The organism is Xanthomonas dyei, assembly GCF_002939865.1.
Taxonomy (GTDB): Bacteria; Pseudomonadota; Gammaproteobacteria; order Xanthomonadales; family Xanthomonadaceae; genus Xanthomonas; species Xanthomonas dyei.
On the sequence record NZ_MDEE01000024.1, the window covers coordinates 18,570 to 44,341 of the forward strand.

A 25,772-nucleotide genomic window follows, 5' to 3' on the forward strand; every position below is an offset into this window, starting at 1 on the left:
CCGTGCGGTGGCGCGCGGCGTTTCCCTAGCGAGTGGATCATGCACAACAACAAGGTCGTGTGGAGCGAGGGGCTGTTTCTGCGCCCTCAGCATCTGCAGCAGCAGGAGCGGTACCTGGAGCGCTACGTCGATCTGCGTGCGGCACGGTTGCGGCCGTATGCCTGGGGATTGAGCGAGCTGGAATGGGAAACCGATCTGTTGGCGGTGGGCAAGCTGGGCTTGCGGCGTGCGCGCGGGGTGTTTGCCGACGGCACGCCGTTTGCGATGCCCGGCGACGACCCGCTGCCGATGGCGTTGGAGGTAGACCCCAACTGCCGCGATCAGATCGTGTATCTCACGCTGCCGTTGCGGGTGCCTGCGCAGCCGGAACTGGGGCGCCCGGAATCGCCGGCCGATCAGTTGTTCCGTTACCGCGTACGTGAAACCGAAAGCGGCGACGCGTCGGGCAGCACCAGCGAGGCGGTGCTGATGGAAGTCGGCGGGTTGAGTACGCGCCTGCTGCCGCAATCGCAGCCACTGGACGGGTTGGACCGCATCGCAGTGGCACGCATTATCGAATCGCGCTCGGACCGTCAGGTGATTCTCGACCCGCACTTCATTCCCAGCGCGATGGTGTGCCAGGCCGCCTCAAGGCTGACCACGTTCCTAACCGAACTGCTGGGCTTGTTGCATCAGCGCGGCGAGGCGTTGGCGGCGCGGGTCACGCTCACCGATCGCGGCGGCGCTGCCGACATCGCCGATTTCCTGCTGCTGCAAGTGGTCAACCGCTGGCAGCCGCAGATTGCGCATTGGGCTGCCGCACCGCTGGCGCATCCGGAAGACCTGTTCCGTGCGCTGGTGGCGCTGGCCGGCGAACTCAGCACGTTTACCGCACCGGGCAAACGCCCGCCGGCATGGCCGGCCTATCGGCACGAGGCGCAGCAAGACAGCTTCGAGCCGGTGATCGGCGCACTGCGCTCCAGCCTGAGCGCGGTACTCGAACAGACCGCCACCCCGTTGCCGATGCAGGCACGCAAATTCGGGGTGTGGGTGGCGATGGTGCCCGACCCGACCTTGCTGGACAGCGCCGCGTTCGTGCTTGCCGCAAAAGCCGACATGCCCAGCGAAGAGTTGCGCCGGCAGCTGCCTGCGCACGCCAAGATCGGGCCGGTGGAGCAGATCCGCGATCTGGTCAATCTGCAGTTGCCCGGCATCGTCGCAACGCCGATGGCGGTGGCCCCGCGGCAGATTCCGTATCACGCCGGCTATCTGTATTTCGAGTTCGACAAGAGCGCTGCGTTGTGGCGAACGCTGAAGACCTCTGGCGGCATCGCATTCCACTTCGGCAGCGAATTTGCCGGGCTGGACCTGCAACTGTGGGCGATCCGGAGTTGAACGCATGAGCCGTCCCGTTACCGATTTCGATGCCGCGTTGGTCGCGCCGCCACCGGCCAACCCGGTCGCTGCCGAAGACACCGACATCAGCGAGCTGCTGGGCCGCAGCGTCAACCCGTTGGTGCAGGCGGCCACGCCGCTGTTGCTGCTGGCCGTGCAATTGCGCCACAGCGCGCAACTGCCCGATGTGGCCCGCCTGCGCGAGCAGGTGATGGCGCAGATTCGCCGCTTCGAGCAACGCGCCCGCGATGGCGGCGCGCCGGTCGAAGCGGTCACCGCCGCGCGTTATGTGTTGTGCGCCTTGCTCGACGAGGCGGTGCTCAATGCACCGTGGGGCGAGCGCAGCGGCTGGTCGCAGAAGACCTTGCTGGTGGTCTTTCATAGCGAATCGTACGGCGGCGCCAAGTTCTTCCAGATCCTGGAGCGGCTGTGCGCCGATGTGCCGCGGCATCTGGACCTGATCGAACTGATGTATCTGTGCCTGGCGCTGGGCTTCGTTGGCCGCTATCAGATCGAAGCCGGCGGGCTGGCCAAGCTCGGCGAGATTCAGGACGACCTGTTCCGCCGTATCCGCGCCGCGCGCGGTGCCGCGCCGGACAGTCTGGCGCCGCATTGGCGCGGGGTGGAAGACCGTCGCCGGCGGGATCGCTTCTTGCCGCTGTGGGCCGCTGCGCTGCTGGGGCTGAGCGTGCTGGTGGTGGCCTTCGTGTGGATGCAGACGCGCTTGAACGCGTTATCGGCGCCGAATCAGTGCGCAGGTCGCGCAATGGGGGCTGGCACCGGCCACACCACCGGATGCAACCCCGTTGCCGCCGCCGCAGGTGCGCCTCAAACAATTGCTGTCGACCCAGGAGCGCGCCGGTCTGCTGAGCGTGGATGAGCAGGCCGATGCGCAGACGCGCGTGCGCTTGAGCAGCGCGGCGATGTTCGCCTCCGGCGGCGTCGAGGTGGAGCCGGAGCAACGTGGCCTGATCGCGCAGATCGCGGCGGCAATCGATCAATTGCCGGGCCGGGTGATCGTGGTCGGGCATACCGACGATGTGCCGGTGCGCTCGCTGCGCTTTGCCGACAACTACGCCTTGTCGGGGGCGCGTGCCGACGCGGTGGCGCAGCTGTTGCGCACGCATCTGCGCACGCCGGGGCGGGTGGAAGCGCTGGGCGCCGGCGACTCGCAACCGGTGGCGCAGCCAGTGCAATTGCCGGCCAATCGCGCGCGCAATCGCCGCGTCGAGATTCTGTTTCAGCCTGGGGAATGACGATGAAAACGCTGTTGTCCAAGCTGAGTGCCACGTTGTTGGTGAGTGTATTGGCGCTGTGCCTGCTGTCGTTGCTGCTGTGGGTGGGCGGGCCGTATGTCGCCATCGATGGCTGGAACCCGCTGACCGGTGTGGCGGCGCGGCTGTTGGCAATCGTGACGTTGATCGGTGTGTGGCTGGGGGTGCTGGCATGGCGGCGTTGGCGCGCGCAGCGTCGCGCCGGCAGTTTGTCCAGCGCATTGGCCGCTCCGGGGCGCGATGACGACCGCGAACTGCGCAGCGGGCAGGAGCGCGCGCAGTTGCAGGCGCGCTTTCAGCACGCCATTCAACTGTTGCGCAAGCGACCCGGCGGCAGCGATCTGTACACGCTGCCGTGGTATGCGCTGATCGGCCCGCCCGGCTCGGGCAAAAGCACCTTGCTGCAGCATTCCGGCCTGCAGTTTCCGCTGGCCGCGCGCATGGGCGATGCCGCGCTGCGCGGAGTGGGCGGCACCCGCGATTGCGAATGGTGGTTCACCGACGAAGCGGTGTTTCTGGACACCGCCGGGCGCTATACCACGCAGGATTCCGATCAAGCCGTCGATGCCGGCGCCTGGCGCGACTTCCTGCGGTTGCTGCGGCGCCATCGCCCACGACGGCCGCTCAATGGCGTGCTGGTGACCATGAGCATGTCCGACCTGTTGCTGCTGGACGATGGCGAACGCGACACGCACATGCAGGCGATCCGTCGCCGCCTGGACGAGCTGGCCGAGCAGTTGCAGGCCAGCGTGCCGGTGTACCTGATCTTTACCAAGTGCGATCTGGTCGGTGGCTTTGGCGAGTTCTTCGACGATCTCACGCCTGCGCAGCGTAGCCAGGTCTGGGGCATGTCGTTTCCGCTGGCGCACACGCTCGATGGCCGCGCCGCGCGCGGGTTTGCCGACGAATTCAATCTGCTGCAGCAGCAGTTGAGCGCACGCCTGTTCGAGCGGCTGAATCTGGATCGCGACCGTTTGCGGCGTGCGGCGATCCTGTCGTTTCCGCAGCAGCTGGCTGCGCTTGGCGAGCGTGCACGGCAGTTTGTCGAAGGGACCTTCGCCGGCAACGCCTACGGGCCGGCACCGCTGCTGCGCGGGGTGTACTTCACCTCCGGCACGCAGGAAGGCACGCCGATCGATCGCATGATGGGTGCGGTGGCACGCACCTTCGGTGTGGACGATGCGCGGGTGCATGCTCCCGGCGCGCAACGCCGCACATTCTTTGTCGAGCGATTGCTGCGCGAGGTGGTGCTGCGCGAATCCGGGCTGGCCAATACCCCGCCCACGCAGCAACGCCGCAGGGCGTGGTTGCAGGCGGCCGCCTATGTGGGCGTTGCATTGCTGAGCGGTGCGCTGCTGGCCGGGTTGAGCGTCAGTTATCTGGGCAATCGCGCCTATCTCCAGCAGGTGCGTCAGGCGCTGGATGCACGCCCGGCAGTGGCCGACCCCAATGCCGCCACCGCCATGCCCGAGTACGTGACGCGCACGCTGCAGCAGGCCGCGGCCACGCAGGCGGTGGTGCAGGTGGCACGGCAGTACCACGCGCGCGCGCCGTGGTCGCTGCGGATGGGATTGTTCCAGGGCGCCGCGCTTGGCGATGAAGTGCAGGCCGGCTATCTGCGCCAGCTCAATGCCACCTTGTTGCCGGCGCTGGCGGTGCGCTTTCGCAACGGTCTGGTCGACAACGCGCAGGCGCCGCAGGCGTTGTACTACACGCTCAAGGGGTACCTGATGCTCGGCCAGCCGCAGCATCTGGACGCGGCACAACTCGGCGCGCTGGCGGCCATCGAGGCCGGCAAACTGTTTCCGCGCGACGTGGCGCAGCAACAAGCGCTGAGCACGCAGTTGCAGGCCTTGCTCGATGCGCCCGAGCGCGTACGTGCGCTGTCGCTGGACGGCGAGCGCATCGCACAGGCGCGCGCCAGCCTGCGTGCGGCCGATCTGTCGACGTTGATCTACGGCAACCTGCTGCTCACGCCGCCGGCCGGCACCCCGCTGCGGTTGGACAAGGCGTTGGGCTTGCTTGCCGATACCTTCGTGCGGCGCAGCGGCACCGCGCTGTCCACCGCGGTGCCGGCGCTGTACACCCAGCCGGTGTTTGCCGGCCTGCAGCGCGATGGCATCGGCCAGGCGGTGGAGCGCTTCGGGCGCGACGATTGGGTGTTCGGCGGCGCGCCGCTGGATGCAGCCGCCAAGGCCGCGTTGGTGCGCGAGGTGGGCCAGCGCTACGAAGCCGACTACATCCGCTATTGGGATGCGCTGCTGGCCGATCTGCAACTGCGCCCGGCCGCCGATCTGGCCGCTGCCAGCGCAACCGCCGCCAAACTGGCCGGCCCCAGCTCGCCGCTGCGCCTGTTGCTCGGTGTGGTCGGCGACCACACCCAGGCGATGGACCGCGCACCGCCGGCAGACCCGGCGCAGCGCGCCGTGGCTGCGGCGGCCGGCAAGGCGGCGGCCAAGGCCAACGCGGCAGTGGCCAAGCTGCCGGGCGGCGCGGCGATGAGCGCGGCATTGGCCACCCCGGCCGACCCTGCCGCCGCCAACGCACCGGTACCGGGCGCGGCGATCAGCGAGCACTTTCTGGCGCTCAACGCGCTGACTGCCGGCGCACCTGGCGCCACGCCGCTGGATCACCTGCTGAGCGTGCTCGATCAACTGGGCAAGCAGTTGCTGGTGGTGTCGCAAGGCGGCGGCGATGCGGCGGCCGCCAACGCGCAGCTGGCAGTGGCCCGGCAGGAAATGGCGCAGCTGCCGCCGCCGGTGACCGACTGGCTGCAAACCCTGGCCGGCAGTAGCGCCACCTTGATGACGCAGGGCGCACGCGCCGCGCTGGATGCGCAGGTGCGCCAATCGGTGGGCGAGGTGTGCAGCGATTTCGTGCGCGGCCGCTACCCCTTCGACCCAACGGCGCAGGTCGATCTCCCGCTGCAGAATTTTGGCGAACTGTTCGGTACTGGCGGGCGCCTGGATGCGCTCTACACCGGCACCGTGCAACCGCTGCTGGACACACAGGCGCCGCAATGGCGCTGGAAACAAGGCCCGGATGCGGTCGTCGGCGCGCCCGGCCTGCCCGTACAGCTGCAGCTGGCACAGCGCATCCGGCAAAAATATTTTCGCGGCGGGGCCACCCCGCAGATCGGCTTCACCTTGCTGGCGCCCACGCTGGGCGAGGGCGTCACCCGGCTGACGTTGGACATCGAAGGCCAGCGCTACGACTACCAACCCGGTGCGGCGCAGAGCATGCCGATGATCTGGCCCGGACCGGTGCCGGGGCATGTCTCGATTGCCGCCTTCGGCGCCGATGGCGTGGCGCTGGGCACGCTCGACTATCAAGGCGACTGGGCGCTGTTTCGCGCGCTGCAGGCCGGGCATCTGGAAAATCCGTCCGATCTGCGCTTCGTCGCCAGCTTCGCGCTCGGTGGCCACGACGTACAGGTGCCGCTGCGCGCGGGCAACCTGCGCCATCCATTTCTGGACAGCGACGTCCAGCAGTTTGCGTGCGGCGGATGACCATGCCGGCGACCGATCAGATTGGCTTCCATGGCAAGTTGCCCGGCGTGGGCGAATTCGTGCAGCGGCGCTTGCCGGCCAGCTTTGTGCAGCCGTGGGACGCGCATTTTGCCAATTGCCTGGACACGGTGCGCCAGCAGCTCGGCGAGCGCTGGCCCGGCGCATATCGCAGCAGCGGCTTGCGCGCGTTCGCCCTGGGGCCGGGCGTGTGCGGCCCGCAGGCCTGGGCCGGTGTGCTTGGCCCGGGCGAAGATCGCGTGGGGCGTTGCTTCCCGCTGGTCGTGGCGATGCTGTTGCCGCATGCCTGCCTGCCCACACACGCCTGGTTTGGCGCGTTGGCGGCATGCCTGGGCCGTGCACTGCGCGCACGCGCCGATGCGGTGAGCTTCGACGCCGCCGTGCGCGCGCTCGCGGTGCCTGCCACGTCATCCACCACGCATGCACCGGCGCACGGCCAGTCGCTGTGGTGGCCACTGGGCGGCGCTGTGCAGGCGCTGGACGGCCTGCCCGCAGCCGAACGCTATCTGGACTGGCTGCTCGCCGATGCGGACATCACCGAGGTGACCCGATGAGCGCGTTCTATCAATCGGCCGGGCATACCGAAACCGGCAAGGTGCGCCGGCTCAACGAAGACGCGCTGCTGCTGCGCGACGACGCCGGGTTGTGGGTGGTGGCCGACGGCCTGGGCGGCCACAGTGCCGGCGATTACGCCAGCCAGTTGCTGGTGCAGCGGCTGGGCGCGTTGGTGCGCCCACCGGACCTGTGCGACTTTCTCGACGCCATCGACGACACCCTGGCGCAGATCAACGCCGAGCTGCTGCAGGTTGCGCGGCAACGCCGCGTGGACATGATCGCCACCACCGTGGTGGTGCTGGTGCACGACCCGGATTTCATGTTGTGCGGCTGGGTCGGCGACAGCCGCATCTATGCGCAACACGGCGGCCCGCTGCGCCAGCTCACCCGCGATCACGTGCATGGCGTGCGCGAGGACGTCACCCAGTTCGGCACTGCGCAGGCGGCCGCCGCCGCAGCTGGCGTGCTCACGCGTGCGGTCGGCGCGCAGGAGCCGTTATTCGTCGATTGGGTGCTGCTGCCGAGTCTGCCGGGCACGCAATTTTTGCTGTGCAGCGACGGCATCAACAAGGAAATACCCGACCCGGAGCTGGATGCCGAATGCCATCGCTTCGGCGATCCACGCGCGCTGCTGGCGCGGTTGTTCGAACTGGCGATGGGCAGGGCGGCGCGCGACAACGTCACCGCCGTCGTCGTCCGCCTGCAGGAGTGAGCGCATGCACCAAGACACTGCCACCGTGACCGAACTGGTCACCGCCATGCGCACCGGCGCATTGAATCTGGAGGCCGTGCTGGCCGCGCTGGGCAAGCGCGCGGCCGTGCCGGATGCCGAATACCGCGACGGCGTGGAAACGCTGTCGCACCTGCAGCGCCAGCAACTACTGGACGATGTCACCGTCACCACGTTGATGCATCGGTTGGATGCATTGCACGCTGGCGCATCGGCAGCGCCGCCAGCAATTGCGCCCACCGCTGCAACCGCCGCGCCGCCGGCCGACGACGACGCCACCGTGGTGATGCCGCGCCGCGCTGCGGCGCCGGTCGAAGACGACATCACCCGCGTGCAACCGGCGCAGCCGCTGCCCGGCGATGTGCCCAGTCTCACCAGCCTGGGCCTGGGCACCCAGACCGGTGTGGGCACGCAAACCGGCACCGGCACCGGCACCGCAGGCACCGCAGGCACCGCCAGCCTGTCCAGTTGGCAACACCTGGCCGAGGCGGCCGGCGGCGACCACGCCAGCGTCGGCAGCTTGCTCAAGGGACGCTTCTTGCTGGAACGCGAACTCGGGCGCGGCGGCATGGGCGTGGTGTATCTGGCACGCGACGAGCGCAAGGTGGAAGCGCGCGACCGCGACCCGTGGCTGGCCATCAAGGTGCTCAGCGACGAATTCCGCCGTCATCCCGATTCGTTGGTCGCGTTGCAACGCGAAGCGCGCCGCTCGCAGAAGCTCGCGCACGACAACATCGTGCGGGTGTACGACTTCGACAAGGACCGCACCCTGGTCTTCATGACCATGGAGTACATCGACGGCAGCGACCTGAAAACGTTGATCCGCGAGCAGGCCTACAACGGCATGCCGCTCACGCAGGCGTGGCCGCTGATCGATGGCATGGGCCGCGCGCTGATCCGCGCGCATGCCGCCGGCGTGGTGCATTCGGACTTCAAACCCGGCAACGTCATGGTCACTCGCGAAGGCGTGGCCAAGGTGTTCGACTTCGGCATCGCACGCGCCGGCAAGCACGCCGCCGATGTGTCCGGCGAACAGACCGTGTTCGATGCCGCCACGCTCGGTGCATTGACGCCGGCCTATGCCAGTCTGGAAATGATTCGTGGGCAGGCGCCCACCCCGGCCGACGATCTGTATGCGCTGGGTTGCGTGTGTTTCGAACTGCTCACCGGCAAGCACCCGTTCGACAAACTCAGCGCCGAAGTGGCGCTGCGCGATGGCCACCGCCCGCCGCCGGTGCCCGGTCTGACCCGGCGCCAATACGCCACGCTGTGCGCCGCCGTCGCGTTCCCCGCCGGCCAGCGTCTCAAGCGCGTGGATCAGTTGCTCGATGGCCTGCGCCAGGTGCCGCTGCGCGAACGCGCACTGCCCTTGCTCGGTTACGGCGCCGCCGCGCTGGCGGTGCTGGGCACGGGCGGGTGGGGCGTGCAGCGCTACCTGCATCAGCAGCATCTGGCCGAGGTGGTCGCCCGCTTCGGTGCGCAGGACCCGCAGCGCTATCGCGACGAAACCCAGGCCATGCAGGCGCTGTCCAGCCTGGAGCCGGACGACCGCCGCCGCCTGCTCACCGACCGTAGCGATCTGATCGAAGATTTCCTGCTGCGTCGCCTGGATGCAGTGTGGAGTCCGGCCAACGGCCGCGACGATTATCGCGGCGCGTTGCAGGTGTTTGCGCTGCGCGACCGGCTGCGGCTGTATTCGCCGTCGCTGGATGCGCGCCGGCAGACCATCGAGCGCGAAAAAAACGAGCGCCTCAACGCGCTCGACACCACGCTCAATCGCCAACTCGACGCCGGTCTGCTGTTCCGCAATCAGGCCGACAACGCGCTGGCCACGCTCGACCAGGTGCGCCGCATCGACCCGGCCAGCAGTCTGTTGCATCACGCCGCGCTGGAAGTGCGGCTGGATGCCGCCATTGCACAGGCGGTTGCGGCAGGCCAGCTCAGTACCGCGCGGACCGAGAGCGATCAGGCACGCGCGGCCTTTCCCGACTCGTTGCGGCTGCAGTTGCGCAGCGCCGAGGTCGCAGTGGCCGAACAGCAAGCCCGACGCACGCCGGTGGCTGCGGCGCCGCGCGATGCGGCTGGCGCACGTCAAACGCTGGCCGCCGCGCTGGCACAGCCCGGCACCGATGCGGCGTGGCGCGACCGCGTGACTGCGGCATTGGCCGCCCTGCCGGCGGCCGAGCGCAGCACGCAACAGGGCGCAGTGGCCGAGGCCATCGCGGGCATAGTCGCCGCCCAGTCCGACCCGGCGCAACTGGCGGGCGCGCAGGCACTGGTCAGCTTCGGTCTGCAGCTGGCACCGCAGTCCAGCGCGCTGCTGGCGCAACGCACGCGCCTGCACACCCTGGAGCAACAGCTGCAGCAGGCGCTCGCCCGCGAAAGTGCCGAGGCCGAACTGGCCGGTCGGGTGGAGTCGCTGCGGCGTGCCGCCGCCGCTAACGATCTGGGCAAGACCGGCGATGCGTTGGCGCGTATCCGCGTGCTGCAGCCCAACCATCCGTTGCTGCGCAGCGAGGGCCCGCAACTGCTGTCGCAGGTGTATCGCAACAACGCCGGCGACGCCTTTGCGCAAGGCCGCTACACGCAGGCCGCCGACCTGCTCGCCCAGGGCTTGCAGACCCTGGGCCAACGCGCCGAGCTACGCAGTGCGCAGGCGCGCTATGCCGTCGCCGCCGCAGTGATGGCTGCAGGCACCTTGCCTGCCGCCGAGCGCCAGCAACTGGGTCAGCGCCTGCAGGCGCTGTATCGCAGCGATGCCACCGCGATGGCGCAACTGGAAGCGCAGATGAAAGCCGCCGGGCAACTGCCCGAAGGCACGCTGTCCGCACGCCTGAAACGTGCACCTGGCGTCGATGCGCCCGCATCCGACAGCGTGCCCGCTGGCAGCGCCACCGACGCACCGGCTACCGCGTCGCCAGCAAAATCGGCGCGCGGCAGATCCACCGCCAAGCCCACCACGGCCACCACCGGTGCGGCCCGCAGCGCCACGGCCGCTGCCGCACTGCCCACCAGCGTGGATGACGACGCCCTTCCGCCGGTGCCGACCGGCCCGGACCCGTGCGGCGGTGCCGGCCTGCCCGGCCGTGGCGCGGCCTGTTTCGACACGCTGGGCGACACCCGCGGCCCGATGCTGGTGGTGGTGCCCGGCATCGACGGCGGCAATCCGTATGCGTTGTCGCGCGGCGAAGTGGCGGTGGCCGATTTCAACCTGTTCTGCCAGGCCACCGGGCGCTGCACCGCGCAGGCCGCCAGCACGCCCGAGCTGGCGCGCGCGCCGGTGCGCAACATCAGCCTGACCCAGGCCCGCGCCTATCTGCGCTGGCTGACCATCGGCAGCGGTGGCTGGCGCTACCGCCTGCCCAGCGATGCCGAATGGCTGCATGCCGCGCAGGCCGCCAGCAATTGGCGGCAAGCCGAAGACAGCAACTGCGTGCCGCCCACCGCCAGCGCCACCGATGCGGTGCGCGCACCGGTGTCGGCGCGCGGCCGCGATGCCAACCCGTGGGGGCTGATCAACCTCACCGGCAATGTGTGGGAATGGGTCTCCAGCGGCGCCGGCGTACAAGCCCGCGGCGGCAGCTTTGCCAGTTACTGGTCCGATTGCACCGTGCAGGCCAGTCGCGCCGACAACGGCTCGGCGCAGCCGGACGTGGGCTTTCGCGTGCTGCGGGAGCTGCCATGAGCGGCAGCACGCAGCACCCGGCCAACGCCCAGTTGCATGCGCTGGCCCAGGCGCACCAGCTTGGCCAGATCGATCGCGCGCAGTACCGCGCCCGTCGGCGCGACGTGCTGGACGCCGCCCGCCAGGCGCAGGGCGCGACCTTGCGCAACCCGCAGCCGCGGTCGCTCGACGACCGCTCCAACCCGCCGTTGCCGCGTGATCGCGCCAGTCGATTGCGCAGGCGTGCCACGGCAATTGTCTTAACGGTGACGGCCGTCGCATTAATGTTGCTGACATTCCATAACTGTACGTCCGGGTTCGACCGGCGTTCAGTCAGGGGCGAGCGCAACCAGGCCGATCGCCATGCGGGCGTGCACACGTCCGCATGCGCAGCACGGCACGTCGGGCATGCGCAATAACGGATGTTTTCAGGGGTAAGTGACGTATGCGTATGACGTGTCTGGCCGCGGCGGTGTCTGCGTGCCTGTTGCTGGCCGCACCTGCGTGGGCGCAGGACCACAGCGCCTCCGATGGTGCGCCCGCAGGCGGCGCCGCGCTGCCGGCGATGAAGGACCGCGGCGATGCCGTCGTCGCCTTGCCGGTGCGCGGATTCCGCGTGCGCGATGTCGGCACCTATCCGGAGGCCGGCATCGACCCGGCGCGCGTGCAGGCGGTGGCCGATGCCGCGTTCGCCGCGTTGGCGCAAGGCCAGCCGGTGGTGGCGCTGCGCTTCGACCAGCTGCAGGCGGTGGCCGACACCGTCACCCGCGCCTATCGCGAAGCCGGCTTCATCGTCAGCACCGCCTACCTGCCGGCGCAGACGCCCGGCCCGGACCAGCTGATCGAGATCCGCGTGCTCGAAGGCCGCATCGGCCAGGTCACCGTGCAAGCTTGTCGGCGCCGCTGCGCCAGTTGCAGGGCCGCCCGCTGCGCAAGCAGGACGTGGACACCGCGCTGTTGTACGCGCGTGATCTGCCGGGCGTGTCGCTGTCGTCGGTGCTGCAGCCGGGCCAGAACGCCGGCGAAACCGATGTGGTGCTGGTCGCCAGCGAAGCCGTACGCCCGTATGTGATCAGCCTGGGCGGCAACAATTACGGCACCGAACTCACCGGCTGCTATCGCGCCCAGGCCGGCATCACCTGGAACAGCCCGTTGGGCCTGGGCGATGTGTTCGCCGCCAACTACGCCTACTCGCTGTCGCCGCGGCAGAGCCAGATCGGTGCGCTGTCGTATGCGTTGCCGGTGGGGCAGGTGTCCGGCCTGAGCGCGGTGGTCGGCGCCAGCCGCAGCGAGCTGGAGGTGCGCAACGGCGTGTTCGCCCGGCTCGGCCTCAAGGGCCCCACCTCGGTGGTGTATGCCGGCGCCGACTGGAAATTCATCAATCACGATCTGCTGCAGCTGCAAGGCTCGGCGCGGTATCTGCGCGAAAAATCGCGGCTGGATGCCGCCGGCATCACGCTGTCGGACCAATCCTTCGACGTGGCCGAACTCGGCGTCTCGCTGCGCCGCACCGATCTGCGCTGGCGCGGAGTGGACCTGCTGCAGCTCAGCGTGCGCCAGGCCCTGCGCGATGGCTCGGCCGACCCGGATCTGGTCAGCCCCGACCGCGACAGCCACTTCACCCTGACGCGCTTGTCGTACACGCGCCTGCAATACCTCACCCGCACCCAACGCCTGTATTTCAAGTTCAGCGGCCAGTACAGCAGCGACACGCTGGCGCCGCTGGAGCAATTTGCGATGGGCGGGCCGGACAGCGTGCGCGCCTATCCGGTGTCCGATGCACTGGGCGATCTCGGCTATTACACCGCGCTGGAATATCACGTCGATGCGCCCGGTTTTGCCGATGCTGCCTCGCCGTTCAATGGCCGGCCGTGGCGCGAACTGCTGGAGCTGGACGTGTTCGCCGATCACGCCCGCGTGTTTGCGGCCAATGGCGTCGCGGCGCCGACCAGCTTCGACGCCGCCGGTGTCGGCTTCACCTTCCGCTTGCCGCAGTACGCCAATTTCGAATGGCGCCTCACGGCCGCCCTGCCGACCGGACGCCGCAATGCGTCCGATGGACGCGACGACGCCCGCATCTACACGCGTTTCGGCTTCACTTTCTGAGGGATCTGCGCATGCACGCCAACCACACCGCTTCCACCGTTGCAGCCCGCCCCTGCGAACGCCTGCTGCGTCGATCGCCGCTTGCGCTGGCGCTGGCCGCCGCACTCATGCTCAGCGCGCCGGCGATGGCGCAGGTTGCCAGCACCCAGCTGCCCACCGGCGGCAGCATCGTGGGCGGCACCGGCACGATCAATGCGCCCACCGGCACAACGCAGGTGATCGACCAGACCGGCTCGCGCATGGCGTTGAACTGGACGAGCTTCGATATCGGTTCGGCCGCCACGGTGCGCTTCAACCAGCCATCTGCGAGCTCGGTGGTGCTCAATCGCGTCATCGGCGGCAATCCCACGCAGATCTTCGGCAACATCACCGCCAATGGTCAGGTGTTCCTGCTCAATTCCAACGGCATCCTCTTCGGCAATACCGCGCAGGTAAATGTCGGCGGCCTGGTCGCCACCACCCTGGGGGCCCAGGACATCAACTTCATCAACGGCAACGACGTCTTTGATGCAAACGGTGGGGTCGCCCGGGTGTCCAATGCCGGCACCATTACCGCCGCCGCCGGCGCGGTCAATCTGATCGGCGCCGAAGTGCTCAACAACGGCACCATCACCGCCAACGCCGGCAACATCACCCTGGCCGGCGCCGACAAGGTCACCCTCAGTTTCGAGAGCGGTGGGTTTGGCGTGGTCATCGACAAATCGCTGGAATTCGCGCAGGGCACGTTCGCGGTGAATAACTCCGGCAGCCTGATCGCACCCGGCGGCACCATCTCCCTGAGCGCACGCGCAGCACAGGGCGTGTTCGACGCGCTGGTCAACAACAGTGGCGTCGTCCGCGCTGCAGGACTTGCCGGCGGCAGCGATGGCAGTGTCTCGCTGGTGGCCAATGGCGCCGGCAGCAACGGCATCGTCGGCAATGGCAGTATCGATGTCGGCAGCGGTGCCATCAGCTATGTCTCTGACGTTGCCGTACAGCAGGGCGGCGTGCTCACCGCCGGCAACGTGTCCGGCAGCATCGGCGGCAATGCCAGCTTCAGCGGCGCCAACAAGATCGCCAACCTCGGCTTCCTGCAGGTGGCCGGCAACCTGGGCCTGACCAACACCATCGGCCTGGCGCAACAGGGCGCGCTGACGGTCGGCGGCACCAGCACCTTTTCGCTGGGCAACCAGGCGCTGACGCTGAGCGATGGCGGCAATCATTTTGGCGGCAGTGTCGGCCTCACCAGTGGCGCCACCCAGATCACCGACAGCGGTGCATTGACGCTGAGCACGCTGACCACCGGCAACCTCACCGCCACCAGCACCGGCACGCTGAATCTTGGCAGCGGCACGGTGACCGGCGCGCTCAGTGCCACCAGCAACAATGGCGCGATCCAGCAGGCTGGCAACGCCGGCCTCACCGTCACCGGCACCAGCGATCTGCAGGCCGGCACGGGAGCCATCTCGCTGACCACTGCAGGTAACGATTTCCAGCAGGCGGTCAGCCTGCGCGGGGGCACCACCCAGATCAGCGACAGCGGCGCACTGACCCTGGGCACGCTGGCCACCGGCAACCTCACCGCCACCAGCAGCGGTGCGTTGAATCTCGGCAGTGGTGCGGTGACCGGGGCGCTCAGCGCCACCAGCAATGGTGGGCAGATCAGCCAGACAGGCGCGTTGACGGTGAACGGCACCAGCACGCTCGATTCCGGCAACGGGGGCACTGCGCTGAGCGATAGCGGCAACGACTTCGTTGGCGCGCTCACGCTGACCGGTATCGGTATCGGTATCGCCGTACGCGATGCCAACGATCTCACCATCGTCGGGCTCACCAACGGCAGCAACGGCGCCATTACGCTCACCGCAGGCGGCGCGCTCAACTTGCCCGCGCAGGCCATTGCCACCGGCACCGGCGCGCTGTCGCTGAGCGCGCTCGGTGGCGGGCTCAGCACCGGGGGCGCACTGTCCGGCAACCAGGTGAGCCTGCGCGCGCGCGATGCGTTGAACCTTGGCCACAGCGTCCAGGCCGGCGGCAACCTGCAGCTGACCAGCGACACCGGGGCCATCACCCAGACCGCCGGTCTGCTCGCTGTCACCGGTACCACCAACGCCACGGCGGCAGCGGGCACCGGCGCCATCAGCCTGGGCGGTGCCGGCAACGATTTCGGCGGCGCGGTCTCGCTCACCGGCAGCACGGCGGTGGTCAACGACAGCAACGCGCTCACCCTGGGCGCCATCGCCACCAACACGCTCACCGCCACCAGCCACGGCAGCTTGAACCTGGGCCAGGGCAGCATCGGCGGCATCGTCACTGCCAGCAGCAACGGTGGCGCGATCACCCAGAACGGCGCACTGACCCTGACCGGCCCGGCAACGCTCAATGCAGGCAGCGGCGCGATTTCGCTGGGCAACGGCGGCAACGACTTTCAGGGCGCGCTGACTCTGGTCGGCACCGGCATCGCGGTCAGCGATCTCGACACGCTCAGCGTGACCTCGCTCACCGCCGGTAGCGGCGGGGATGTCACCCTCACCGCTGGCGCCGACCTGGTGTTGCCAGCGCAGGCCATCGACCTCGGCGCGGGCAATCTGCGGCTAAGCGCGCAGGGCGGCACGCTGGCGACCAAGGGCGCGCTCAGTGCCAATCAGATCAGCCTGTCTGCTCGCGACGGGCTGACCCTGGACCACGACATCGATGCCACCAGCACGCTGGCGTTGACCACCACCAACGCCGCCATCACTCAGGGCGGTGGGGCGATCAGCGCTGGCGCACTGGGCACCGTCAACGCCGGAACCGGAGCGATCTCTTTGCTCGGTCCGGGCAACGATTTCACCGCCGGACTGGACGTGACCGGCGGCGCCATCGGCATCTACGATCGCAACGACCTGTCCATCGTCTCGCTGGTCAGCGCCGCCAACAGCGCGGTCGCGCTCACCGCAGGCGGCATGCTGAGCCTGCCGGCGCAATCGATCGACACCGGCAGCGCCACGCTGCAACTGCGTTCGGACAACGGCAGCTTGGCCACCAATGGCGCATTGCGCGGCGGCAATGTCAGCCTCAACGCGCGCACGGGCATCACGCTGTCGCATGACATCACCAGCAGCGGCAACCTGCAGCTGCGCACCACCAACGCTGCGCTCACCCAGCTCGCCGGCAGGCTCGCCATCGATGGCACCACCACGGTCGATACCGGCAGCGGCGCCGTGGCGTTGAACGGCCCGTCCAACGCCTTCATCGGCGCGCTGTCGGTGACCGGTGGCGCGGTGCAGATCAACGCGCTCAGCGCGTTGACCCTGGGCAGCTTCAGCGCCAACGCGCTCACGGTCAGCAGCGGTAGCGCATTGGATCTGGGGCAGGGCAGCGTGGTCACCACGCTGACCGCCACCAGCGCCAGCGGCGGCATCACCCAGACCGGCGGGCTTGAGGTGGGTGGCGCGGCGCAATTCACGGCCGGCACCGACAACATCACCCTGGATGCGAGCGACAACGACTTTCGCGGTGTCGTGGGCCTGAGCGGCAACGCCGTGCAGGTGGTCGATCGCGATCGGCTCACCCTGGGCAACAGCAGCGTCGGCAGCCTGCTGGTCGACAGCAACAACACTGCCATCGACCAGCAAGGCGCGCTGACCGTCAGCGGCAGCAGCCGCTTCGATGCCGGCAGCGGCAGCATCACATTGGCCGACAGCGCCAACAATTTCGCCGGCGCGGTGAATCTGGCCGGCGGCGCCGTGCAGGTGGTCGATGCCAACACGCTCACCCTGGGCACGCTCAACACCGGCGCACTCACCGTCAGCAGCACCGGTGCGTTGAATCTTGGTACCGGCAGCACCGGTGCCTTGACCGCCACCAGCAACAACGGCGCCATCAGCCAGACCGGTGCGCTCACCGTTAATGGGGGTGGCAGCATCAACGCCGGCAGCGGCACGATTGCACTGACCGACATCGGCAATCATTTCAGCAACACGGTGAATCTCACCGGCGGCGCGGCGCAGATCGTCGATGCCAACACCCTCACCCTGGGCAGCCTCAACACCGGCGCGCTCACCGTCACCAGCAACGGTGCGTTGAATCTTGGTCAGGGCAGCGTCAATGCCGCGCTGACCGCCACCAGCAACAACGGCGCCATCACCCAGGCCGGTGCACTCACCGTCACCGGCGCAAGCACCCTCAACGCCGGCAGCGGCGCGATCGCACTGACCGATGCCAACAACGATTTCCAGGGCGCCGTCAGCCTGACCGGCAACGGCATCGCCGTGACCGATCGCAGCGTGCTGAACGTCTCCTCGATCAATGGCAATAGCAACGGCGACATCGCGCTCACTGCGCAGACGCTCAACCTCCCTGTATCGGCGCTCTCCGCCGGCACCGGCAGCTTGACGCTCACCTCCACCGGCAGCGCCTTCAGTACTCGCGGCGCTATGAGCGGTGCCAACATCGTGCTCACTGCACGCGATGGACTGACACTTGCGCACACCATCAGCGCCGGCAACGCGCTCACGCTGCGCACCAGCAATGCCGCAATCAACCAGACCGGCGGTCAATTGCTGGTTGGCGGTATTACCACCGTCAACGCCGGCTCCGGCGCGATCGTACTGACCAATGCCAACGACTTCACCGACGCGGTCGCCCTCACCGGCGGCGCGGCGCAGATCGTCGATGCCAACACACTCACCCTGGGCAGCCTCAACACCGGCGCGCTCACCGTCACCAGCAACGGTGCGTTGAACCTGGGTACCGGCACCACCGGCAGCTTGACCGCCACCAGCAACAACGGCGCCATCACCCAGGCCGGTGCGCTCACCGTCACCGGCGCAAGCACCCTCAACGCCGGCAGCGGCGCGATCGCACTGATCGATGCCAACAACGACTTCCAGGGCGCCGTCAGCCTGACCGGCAACGGCATCGCCGTGACCGATCGCAGCGTGCTGAACGTCTCCTCGATCAATGGCAATAGCAACGGCGACATCGCGCTCATTGCGCAAACGCTCAACCTGCCTGCATCGGCGATCTCCGCCGGCACCGGTAACTTGACGCTCACCTCCACCGGCGGCGCGCTGAGCGGCGGCAACGTCGTGCTCACTGCACGTGATGGCTTGACCCTGGCGCACACCATCAGCGCCGGCAACGCGCTGACGCTGCGCACCACCAATGCCGGAATCAACCAGAGCGGCGGCCAATTGCTGGTCGGCGGCCTCACCACCGTCAACGCCGGCACTGCCGCCATTACCTTGAACGGCGTAAATAATTTCCAAGGGGCAGTGAACCTCGCTGGTGGCGCCGTGCAACTCAACGATAGCGACGCACTGACGCTGGGCACGCTCAACACCGGCGCGTTTACCGTCACCAGCAACGGCACGTTGAATCTGGGCCAGGGCAGCGTCAACGGCGCACTGACCGCCATCAGCAACGGCGGTGTCATCGCCCAAACCAACGCGCTCAGCATTACCGGCGCCAGCACGCTCGATGCCGGCAACGGAGCGATTGCGTTGACCAACGCCAACAACGATTTCGTCGGTGCAGTCGCCGCCACCGGCGATGGCATTGGCTTGGTCGACCGCAACGACCTGCAGCTCGCCAGCGTGCAAAGCACCGGCACTGGCGCGGTAACGTTGGATGCCGGCGGTGCGCTGCTGCTCGCCTCCGCAATCGATACCGGCAGCGGTGCGCTCGATGTGATCGCACGCGGCGGTACGCTCAGTACGGTCGGTGCGCTGCGCGGTGGCGACGTGCAGCTGACCGGTGCCAACGGCATCGTGCTGGGCAATACCATCGCTGCGTCGGGCAATCTGAGCTTGCGCAGCGACAATGCGGCGATCACCCAGAGCGCAGGCACGCTGCAGGTGGCAGGCAATAGCGTGGTCGATGCCGGCAGCGGCGCGATTGTGCTGGATGCGGCCGGCAACGACTTCCAGGGCCTGCTCGCGCTCAGCGGCGGTGCCACACGTGTGCGCGATGCCAATGCGCTGACGCTGGATGCGCTGAACACCGGTTCGCTCGATGTCGCCAGCAACGGGGCGCTGAACCTGGGCTTCGGCCTGGTCAATGGCGATCTGGACGCCGCCAGCAACGGCGGTGCGGTGTCGCAGAGCGCCGCGCTGACCGTCACCGGCATCACCCGTATCGACAGTGCCGGCGCTTCCATCGCGCTGGCCGATGCCGGCAACGACTTCCAGTCGGCAGTGAACCTTCGCGGTGGCGACACCCGCGTACGCGACCGCAATGCGCTGACGCTGGGCAATGTAGATGTCGCTGCGCTGGAGGTGAGCAGTGGCCAAGCCTTGAATCTGGGCCAGGGTCGCATTGGCGGCACGCTGGTCGCGCGCAGCGGCGTTGTACCGGCTGCACGCATTCGCGCGCAGGCCCTGCCCACGCCGGCGGCAACCGATGCCGGCATCACTCAACAGGGCGCGTTGACCGTCTTGGGCAACAGCGTGCTCGATGCGGGCAGCGGTGCCATCGTGCTCACCGATGCCGGCAACGATTTCCAGGGCAGCGTGCAGGCCACCGGCGGCAGCATCGCCCTGGTCGATCGCAACGACCTGGCCGTGGCAGCGCAGGCGAGCGGTGCGGTTGCGCTGCAGGCGGGCGGCCAGCTCTCCACCAGCGGCGCGATTGCCGGCAACGCGGTGGCGTTGGGCAGCGGTGGCGCCATGCAGCTGGGGCACGACATCAGCAGCGCCGGCAACCTCAGCGTGCGCAGCGGCGGTCCCATGACCCAGAGCGGCGGCAGCCTGCGCGCAGCGCACCTTGCCGGCAGCGCCGCGGGTGCGGCCACGCTGACCAGCGCCGCCAATGCCATCGGTACGCTCGGCGACTTCCGTGCGCAGGGCCTGGATCTGTTCAGTGCCGGCGCATTGCAGGTGAGCGGGCGCGTGGATGGCGGCAACCTGTTGCGGGTGCGTAGCGGTGATGCATTGCTGCTGGATGGTCAGCTCAGCGCCGCGACCACCTGGCTGCAGGCGGTTGCCGGCATTCGCCAGCGCGCCGGCAGCGCCATCAGCACCAACCTGCTCAGCGGCAGCGCCGGTGGCCCGGTGGTGCTGGGCGATGCCACCACCTTCATCGACAACCGCGTGGTGCAGCTGGGCGATTTCACCGCCAGCACTGGCTTCAGCCTCACCAATGCCGGCGACCTCACCCTGGTGCTGGCCAACGGCAGCAGCTACAGCGTGGATGCCGGCAACAGCGCGTTGGTGCTGTCGGTGCGCGGCGATCTGCTGCAGGAAGGCCGCGCCACCTTGCGCGATGGCACCGGGAACTTCTCCGCCACCGGCCGCATCGGCACCCAGCAGGACCCGATCTATCTGGTCGGCACTGGCGCCCAGGTGATCGGCGCGGTGGGCGCGCCACCGGCGTACTTCAACGCGACCACCGCCGAGGGCGGGCTGCTCGAGTTGAGCGGCGGTTCCAGCTTCAACGTGCCGGCTTCGGCGTTTGCCGGCCGCGCGCAGAGCTCGGCCAGCCGCACCATCGCCTTCGTCGATCTCTCTGCCAGCGGGACGCCGTATCGCGCCTTCGGCCTGGTCCGTCCCGGCCTGCGTCTACCCGACGACCAGCAACCGGCGTGCGACGCCGGCGACCCGGACGCGGTCTGCACCCCGCAATAAACCTGATGCCGCCGCCCACCGCGGCGGCTCTCCCCATGGAGCCTGCCATGCACGACGACACTTCCCTGCAGACCCTGCTGGCACCGGTCAGCGACGACGCCCCGGCCGGCCCGGACCTGGAATACGACCCGGACTTCCTGCGCCTGGAACGCGACTCGGCCGTCCGCGCCGAGCGCACCCTGGGCGAGAGCGTCATCGCCGCCGAAGAACCCGACTGGGACAAGGTGCAGGCGCTGGCGCTAGAACTGAGCCGACGCAGTCGCGACCTGCGCATCGCCGGCAAGCTGGGCGCGGCCTGGCTGCGCCTGCGCGGCCTGCCGGGCTGGGCGGACACCCTGGCGCTGATCCGCGGCCTGCTGGAACAGCACTGGGACAGCGTGCACCCGCAGCTGGATGCCGACGACGACAACGACCCGACCTCGCGCATCAACGCCCTGGTCGGCCTGAGCGACCCGATGGGCCTGCTCGGTGCGCTGCGCACCACACCGTTCGTGCAATCGCCGCGGTTGGGCCGCTTCAGCCTGCGCGACCTGCGCGTGGCCAACGGCACCCTCAAGCTGGCCGAGGGCCAGACCGGCCCCAGCCTGGCCGAGATCGAAGCCTGCTGCCTGGACTGCACGCTGGAAACGCTGGCCGCCTCCGCCCAGGCGATCAGCGCTGCATCGGAACATGCGCGCGCCATCGATACCTTGCTCACCGAACACCTCGGCACCGCCGCGCCGGACCTGCGCCCGCTGCTGACCGACCTGCGCGAGCTGGAACGTTTCGTGCTGCCGCACTGGCAGGCGCGCGACAACAGCGCCAACCCCGCCGCGCCAGACGCCGACGCGGCGCCGGCGGGCGAGGGCAACGACGGGGCGGCCACCAGCGCCCGCCCGGCCGGCGCCATTGCCGGCCCGGACGATGTGCTGCGTCGTCTGGATGAAATCTGCGCCTATTACGCGCGCTGCGAACCTTCCAGCCCGGTCCCGATGTTGCTGCGGCGTGCGCAGCGCCTGGTGGGCTGCGATTTCCTGGCGTTGATGAAGGAGCTGGCCCCGGCCGGCATCGACGACCTGCAACGCGTCACCGGCCCGCTGGAAAACGGCTGAGCGCGGCGAACGCCACCGAGCAAGCCATCGTCAGTCGAGTGCGGATGGACCCGCGCGGAACCGCAGCGTACGCGTGATGCATGCCGACTCAGAGCAGCGGCCGCTCTGGCTTAGGGCGAGCGCAGTCGCTCCACCAGCGGTTCCATCCACAACAGCCAGCCGCACAAGGCGCGCCCGCACCACCATCGACGTCCCTTGCCCCACGGCGGCAGCCCAACCAGCCCGCCGCCCACCTCCAGCCAAAACACAGTCACACCGCGCTGTTGCCAATCCCGAATCCCAACCCCCCAATCACCAACGATATAACTGCCAATACACTTTGTTGACCTTGTCCTTCTCGGCATCGGTATGCCCGTCGTGGTCGCGGTCGTACAGGAAGTAGGGCGCACCGCGGGCCGGCGTCACGCGCACCATTTCCAGCTGGCCGTTGACGCGGTATTCGTCGACCTTGTCGCCATTGCCCATGGTCTTGCTGGTGACATCCGCACCGGCCGGGACATCGCCACCGGCGCGGCCACCGCCGCTGGTGGCACAGCCGCCAAGCAGCAGCAACGGCAGCAGCAAAAGACGTGCTCTCTTCATCGTTGTCATCCGTTTTAGGTCGTCGGTGAGTATGCGCTGGCGCGGTGCGGCGTGGGTGTGCAGCGTAGAATTGAGGCATGAGCAGATTAGTCCTGATCGACGGGTCCAGTTACCTGTACCGCGCGTTCCACGCGCTTCCGCCGCTGACCAATGCCCAGGGCGAGCCCACCGGTGCGTTGTTCGGCGTGGTCAACATGCTGCGTGCCACCTTGAAGGAACGCCCCGCCTACGTCGCGTTCGTGGTGGACGCGCCGGGCAAGACATTTCGTGATGACTTGTATGCCGACTACAAGGCCAACCGCCCCTCGATGCCCGACGAGTTGCGCGCACAGGTGCAGCCGATGTGCGACATCGTGCATGCGCTGGGCATCGATATCCTGCGCATCGACGGCGTGGAAGCGGACGATGTGATCGGCACGCTGGCGCTGCAGGCCGCCGCAGACGGATTGAGCGTCACCATCTCTACCGGCGACAAGGACTTCGCGCAGCTGGTGCGTCCGGGCATCGAACTGGTCAACACCATGAGCGGCAGCCGCATGGATTCGGACGAGGCGGTGATCGCCAAGTTCGGTGTGCGGGCCGACCAGATCGTCGACCTGCTGGCGCTGATGGGCGATGCCATCGACAACGTGCCCGGCGTGGACAAGTGCGGCCCCAAGACCGCCGCCAAATGGCTGGCCGAATACGACTCGCTCGACGGCGTCATCGCCAACGCCGACAAGATCAAGGGCAAGATCGGCGAGAACCTGCGCGCCGCACTGCCGCGGCTGCCGCTCAACCGCGCGTTGGTCACCATCAAGACCGACGTGGCGTTGGCCAGCGGCCCGCGCGCGCTGGAGCTGCGCGAGCCCAATGCCGAGACCCTGGCTGCGCTCTATGCCCGCTACGGCTTCAGCCAGGCCCTGCGCGAGCTGGGCGGCACAGCGGCCGCCGGCGTGCAGACCGACGCCATGGCCGTGGCGCGTACCGAACCCGGCCGCGCCCGCGGCACCGGCTTCGTCTCCGGCCCGGCCAGCGCGCCGGTGGATCTGGACCCGGCCCTAGCCGCGCCCGGTCAGTACGAGACGATTCTCACCCAGCAACAGCTCGACAGCTGGATCACCCGCCTGCGCGCGGCCGGCCAGTTCGCTTTCGATACCGAAACCGACAGCCTGGACCCGCTGCAGGCCAACCTGATCGGCCTCAGCGTCGCTGCCGAGCCCGGCCAGGCGGCGTACCTGCCGTTCGGCCACGACTTCCCCGGCGCGCCGGTCCAGCTCGACCGCGCCCAGGCGCTGGCCCAGCTGGCGCCGCTGCTCACCGACCCTGCGCTGCGCAAGCTCGGCCAGCACGGCAAGTACGACCTGCACGTGATGCGCCGGCATGGCGTGGAGCTGGCCGGCTACAGCGACGACACCTTGCTGGAGAGCTTCGTGCTCAATTCCGGCAGCGCCCGCCACGACATGGACAGCCTGGCCAAGCGCTACCTGGGCTACGACACGGTCAAGTACGAAGACGTGTGCGGCAAGGGCGCCAAGCAGATCAAGTTCGCCCAGGTCAGCCTGGAAGATGCCACCCGCTACGCCGCCGAAGACGCCGATATCACCCTGCGCCTGCACCAGGTGCTCGGCCCCAAGCTGGCCGCCGAGCCGGGGCTGGAGCGCGTCTACCGCGAGATCGAGATGCCGCTGGTGGAAGTGCTCGCCCGCATCGAGGCCAACGGCGTGTGCGTGGACGCGGCCGAACTGCGCCGCCAGAGTGCGGACCTGTCCAAGCGCATGCTCGCCGCCCAGCAAAAGGCCACCGAGCTGGCCGGGCGCACCTTCAACCTGGATTCGCCCAAGCAGCTGCAGGCGCTGCTGTTCGACGAGCTCAAGCTGCCCGCCGTGGTCAAGACGCCCAAGGGCCAGCCCTCGACCAACGAAGAAGCGCTGGAAGCCATCGCCGACCAGCACGAGTTGCCGCGGGTGATCCTGGAATACCGCGGCCTGGCCAAGCTGCGCAGCACCTACACCGACAAGCTGCCGGAGATGATCCACCCGCAGTCCGGGCGCGTGCACACCAGCTACCACCAGGCCGGCGCCGCCACCGGGCGGCTGTCCTCGTCCGACCCCAACCTGCAGAACATCCCGATCCGCACCGAAGACGGCCGCCGCATCCGCCGCGCCTTCGTCGCCCCGCCCGGGCGCAAGCTGATCGCCTGCGACTACTCGCAGATCGAGCTGCGCATCATGGCCCACCTGTCCGGCGACCCCGGCCTGGTGGGCGCGTTCGAGTCCGGCGCCGACGTGCACCGCGCCACCGCCGCCGAAGTGTTCGGCCGCACCATCGACACCGTCAGCAACGACGAACGCCGCGCCGCCAAGGCGATCAACTTCGGGCTGATGTACGGCATGAGCGCGTTCGGCCTGGCCCGCCAGCTCGGCATCGGCCGTGGCGAGGCGCAGGACTACATCGCGCTGTACTTCAGCCGCTACCCGGGCGTGCGCGACTTCATGGACACCACTCGCCAGCAGGCCCGCGACAAGGGCTACGTGGAGACGGTGTTCGGCCGCCGGCTGTATCTGGACTTCATCAATGCCGGCAGCCAGGGCCAGCGCGCCGGTGCCGAGCGTGCCGCGATCAACGCGCCCATGCAGGGCACCGCCGCCGACATTATCAAGCGCGCCATGGTCAGCGTGGATGGCTGGATCGCCGACCACGCGCAGCGCGCCCTGATGATCTTGCAGGTGCACGACGAACTGGTGTTCGAAGCCGACACCGATTTCGTCGACACGCTGCTGAGTGAAGTGACCGCGCGCATGTCGGCCGCTGCTGAATTACGCGTGCCGCTGGTGGTGGATTCGGGCGTGGGCGATAACTGGGATCAGGCGCACTGACGCAGCACATCACGCTGATATGCTGAATGCGCAGACCAGACATAGGCTGGTCAAAACATAATGCGGATGCAGCAGGATTGGAGGAATGAATAACCGTTAAATTCTACATTTTTTTAACAGTTATCTTCACGATCCATCAAGGTGGGAAATGGTGTTATATCCCTCGACGGGCGCAACGCCTGTCGGCAGATCTCTCCCATCCCCTGGAGCAGATCTCGGAGCGGAAACTCCTCCCCAAGTTTCCGTTCCCTGGCCCCGCCGACCTCCCCCTGGTCTGCGGGGCTTTTTTATGTTCGGCATTCAGAATAGGTGCAATCGCGGTGCGTTGCAGCACAGCACTTCGCAGATTGGGCAACTGCCCGATGCGCAATCACAAATTTAAATAGGAGCGATTAACTCGCTCAATCAACACAGCGTTTCATTTC

Annotated in this window: 11 protein-coding genes and 2 pseudogenes; 11 read left to right on the plus strand and 2 right to left on the minus strand. The window is 68.3% G+C overall.

Going from position 1 to position 25,772, the window contains the following annotated elements:
• Window positions 1–39: 39 nt before the first annotated feature.
• From tssK to tssA, 10 genes and pseudogenes are all read left to right on the plus strand, one after another.
• Window positions 40–1,374: a type VI secretion system baseplate subunit TssK gene (tssK, locus tag XdyCFBP7245_RS15365; protein ID WP_104616466.1), complete on the plus strand. Its 1,335-nt coding sequence runs from the start codon at window positions 40–42 to the stop codon at window positions 1,372–1,374.
• Window positions 1,356–2,630 (plus strand): annotated as a pseudogene (gene icmH, locus XdyCFBP7245_RS15370) (type IVB secretion system protein IcmH/DotU). Before tssK ends, icmH begins: the two are co-directional and overlap by 19 nt.
• Window positions 2,627–6,157 (plus strand): type VI secretion system membrane subunit TssM, encoded by a 3,531-nt coding sequence (gene tssM, locus XdyCFBP7245_RS15375; protein WP_104616429.1) that lies wholly within the window; start codon window positions 2,627–2,629, stop codon window positions 6,155–6,157. The pseudogene icmH and the gene tssM overlap by 4 nt, the downstream one beginning before the upstream one ends.
• Entirely contained in the window at window positions 6,154–6,729 is a 576-nt protein-coding gene (gene tagF / locus XdyCFBP7245_RS15380; protein WP_104616430.1) for a type VI secretion system-associated protein TagF, read from the plus strand. The genes tssM and tagF overlap by 4 nt, the downstream gene beginning before the upstream one ends.
• The gene (locus XdyCFBP7245_RS15385) at window positions 6,726–7,442 is read left to right on the plus strand and encodes a PP2C family protein-serine/threonine phosphatase (RefSeq protein WP_104616431.1); all 717 of its coding nucleotides are present in this window, start codon (window positions 6,726–6,728) and stop codon (window positions 7,440–7,442) included. The genes tagF and XdyCFBP7245_RS15385 overlap by 4 nt, the downstream gene beginning before the upstream one ends.
• Before the next feature lie 4 nt (window positions 7,443–7,446).
• Complete coding sequence (locus XdyCFBP7245_RS15390) at window positions 7,447–11,145, plus strand: bifunctional serine/threonine-protein kinase/formylglycine-generating enzyme family protein (RefSeq protein ID WP_104616432.1); 3,699 nt, start codon at window positions 7,447–7,449, stop codon at window positions 11,143–11,145.
• Complete coding sequence (locus XdyCFBP7245_RS15395; RefSeq protein ID WP_104616433.1) at window positions 11,142–11,543, plus strand: hypothetical protein; 402 nt, start codon at window positions 11,142–11,144, stop codon at window positions 11,541–11,543. Before XdyCFBP7245_RS15390 ends, XdyCFBP7245_RS15395 begins: the two co-directional genes overlap by 4 nt.
• Window positions 11,544–11,575: 32 nt before the next feature.
• Window positions 11,576–13,230 (plus strand): annotated as a pseudogene (locus tag XdyCFBP7245_RS15400) (ShlB/FhaC/HecB family hemolysin secretion/activation protein).
• An 11-nt stretch (window positions 13,231–13,241) separates the two neighbouring features.
• Window positions 13,242–20,816: a two-partner secretion domain-containing protein gene (locus XdyCFBP7245_RS15405; protein WP_104616434.1), complete on the plus strand. Its 7,575-nt coding sequence runs from the start codon at window positions 13,242–13,244 to the stop codon at window positions 20,814–20,816.
• Between the two features lie 47 nt (window positions 20,817–20,863).
• Entirely contained in the window at window positions 20,864–21,907 is a 1,044-nt protein-coding gene (gene tssA, locus XdyCFBP7245_RS15410) for a type VI secretion system protein TssA (RefSeq protein ID WP_104616435.1), read from the plus strand.
• A gap of 110 nt (window positions 21,908–22,017) precedes the next feature.
• Here tssA and XdyCFBP7245_RS24050 read toward each other — a convergent pair whose 3' ends face one another.
• Complete coding sequence (locus XdyCFBP7245_RS24050; protein ID WP_158255516.1) at window positions 22,018–22,161, minus strand: hypothetical protein; 144 nt, start codon at window positions 22,159–22,161, stop codon at window positions 22,018–22,020.
• A 37-nt stretch (window positions 22,162–22,198) separates the two neighbouring features.
• Window positions 22,199–22,489: a DUF2782 domain-containing protein gene (locus tag XdyCFBP7245_RS15415; protein WP_104616436.1), complete on the minus strand. Its 291-nt coding sequence runs from the start codon at window positions 22,487–22,489 to the stop codon at window positions 22,199–22,201.
• 77 nt (window positions 22,490–22,566) lie between these two features.
• Here XdyCFBP7245_RS15415 and polA point away from each other — a divergent pair, with 77 nt between their 5' ends.
• Window positions 22,567–25,347: a DNA polymerase I gene (gene polA / locus XdyCFBP7245_RS15420; RefSeq protein WP_104616437.1), complete on the plus strand. Its 2,781-nt coding sequence runs from the start codon at window positions 22,567–22,569 to the stop codon at window positions 25,345–25,347.
• Window positions 25,348–25,772 lie beyond the last annotated feature (425 nt).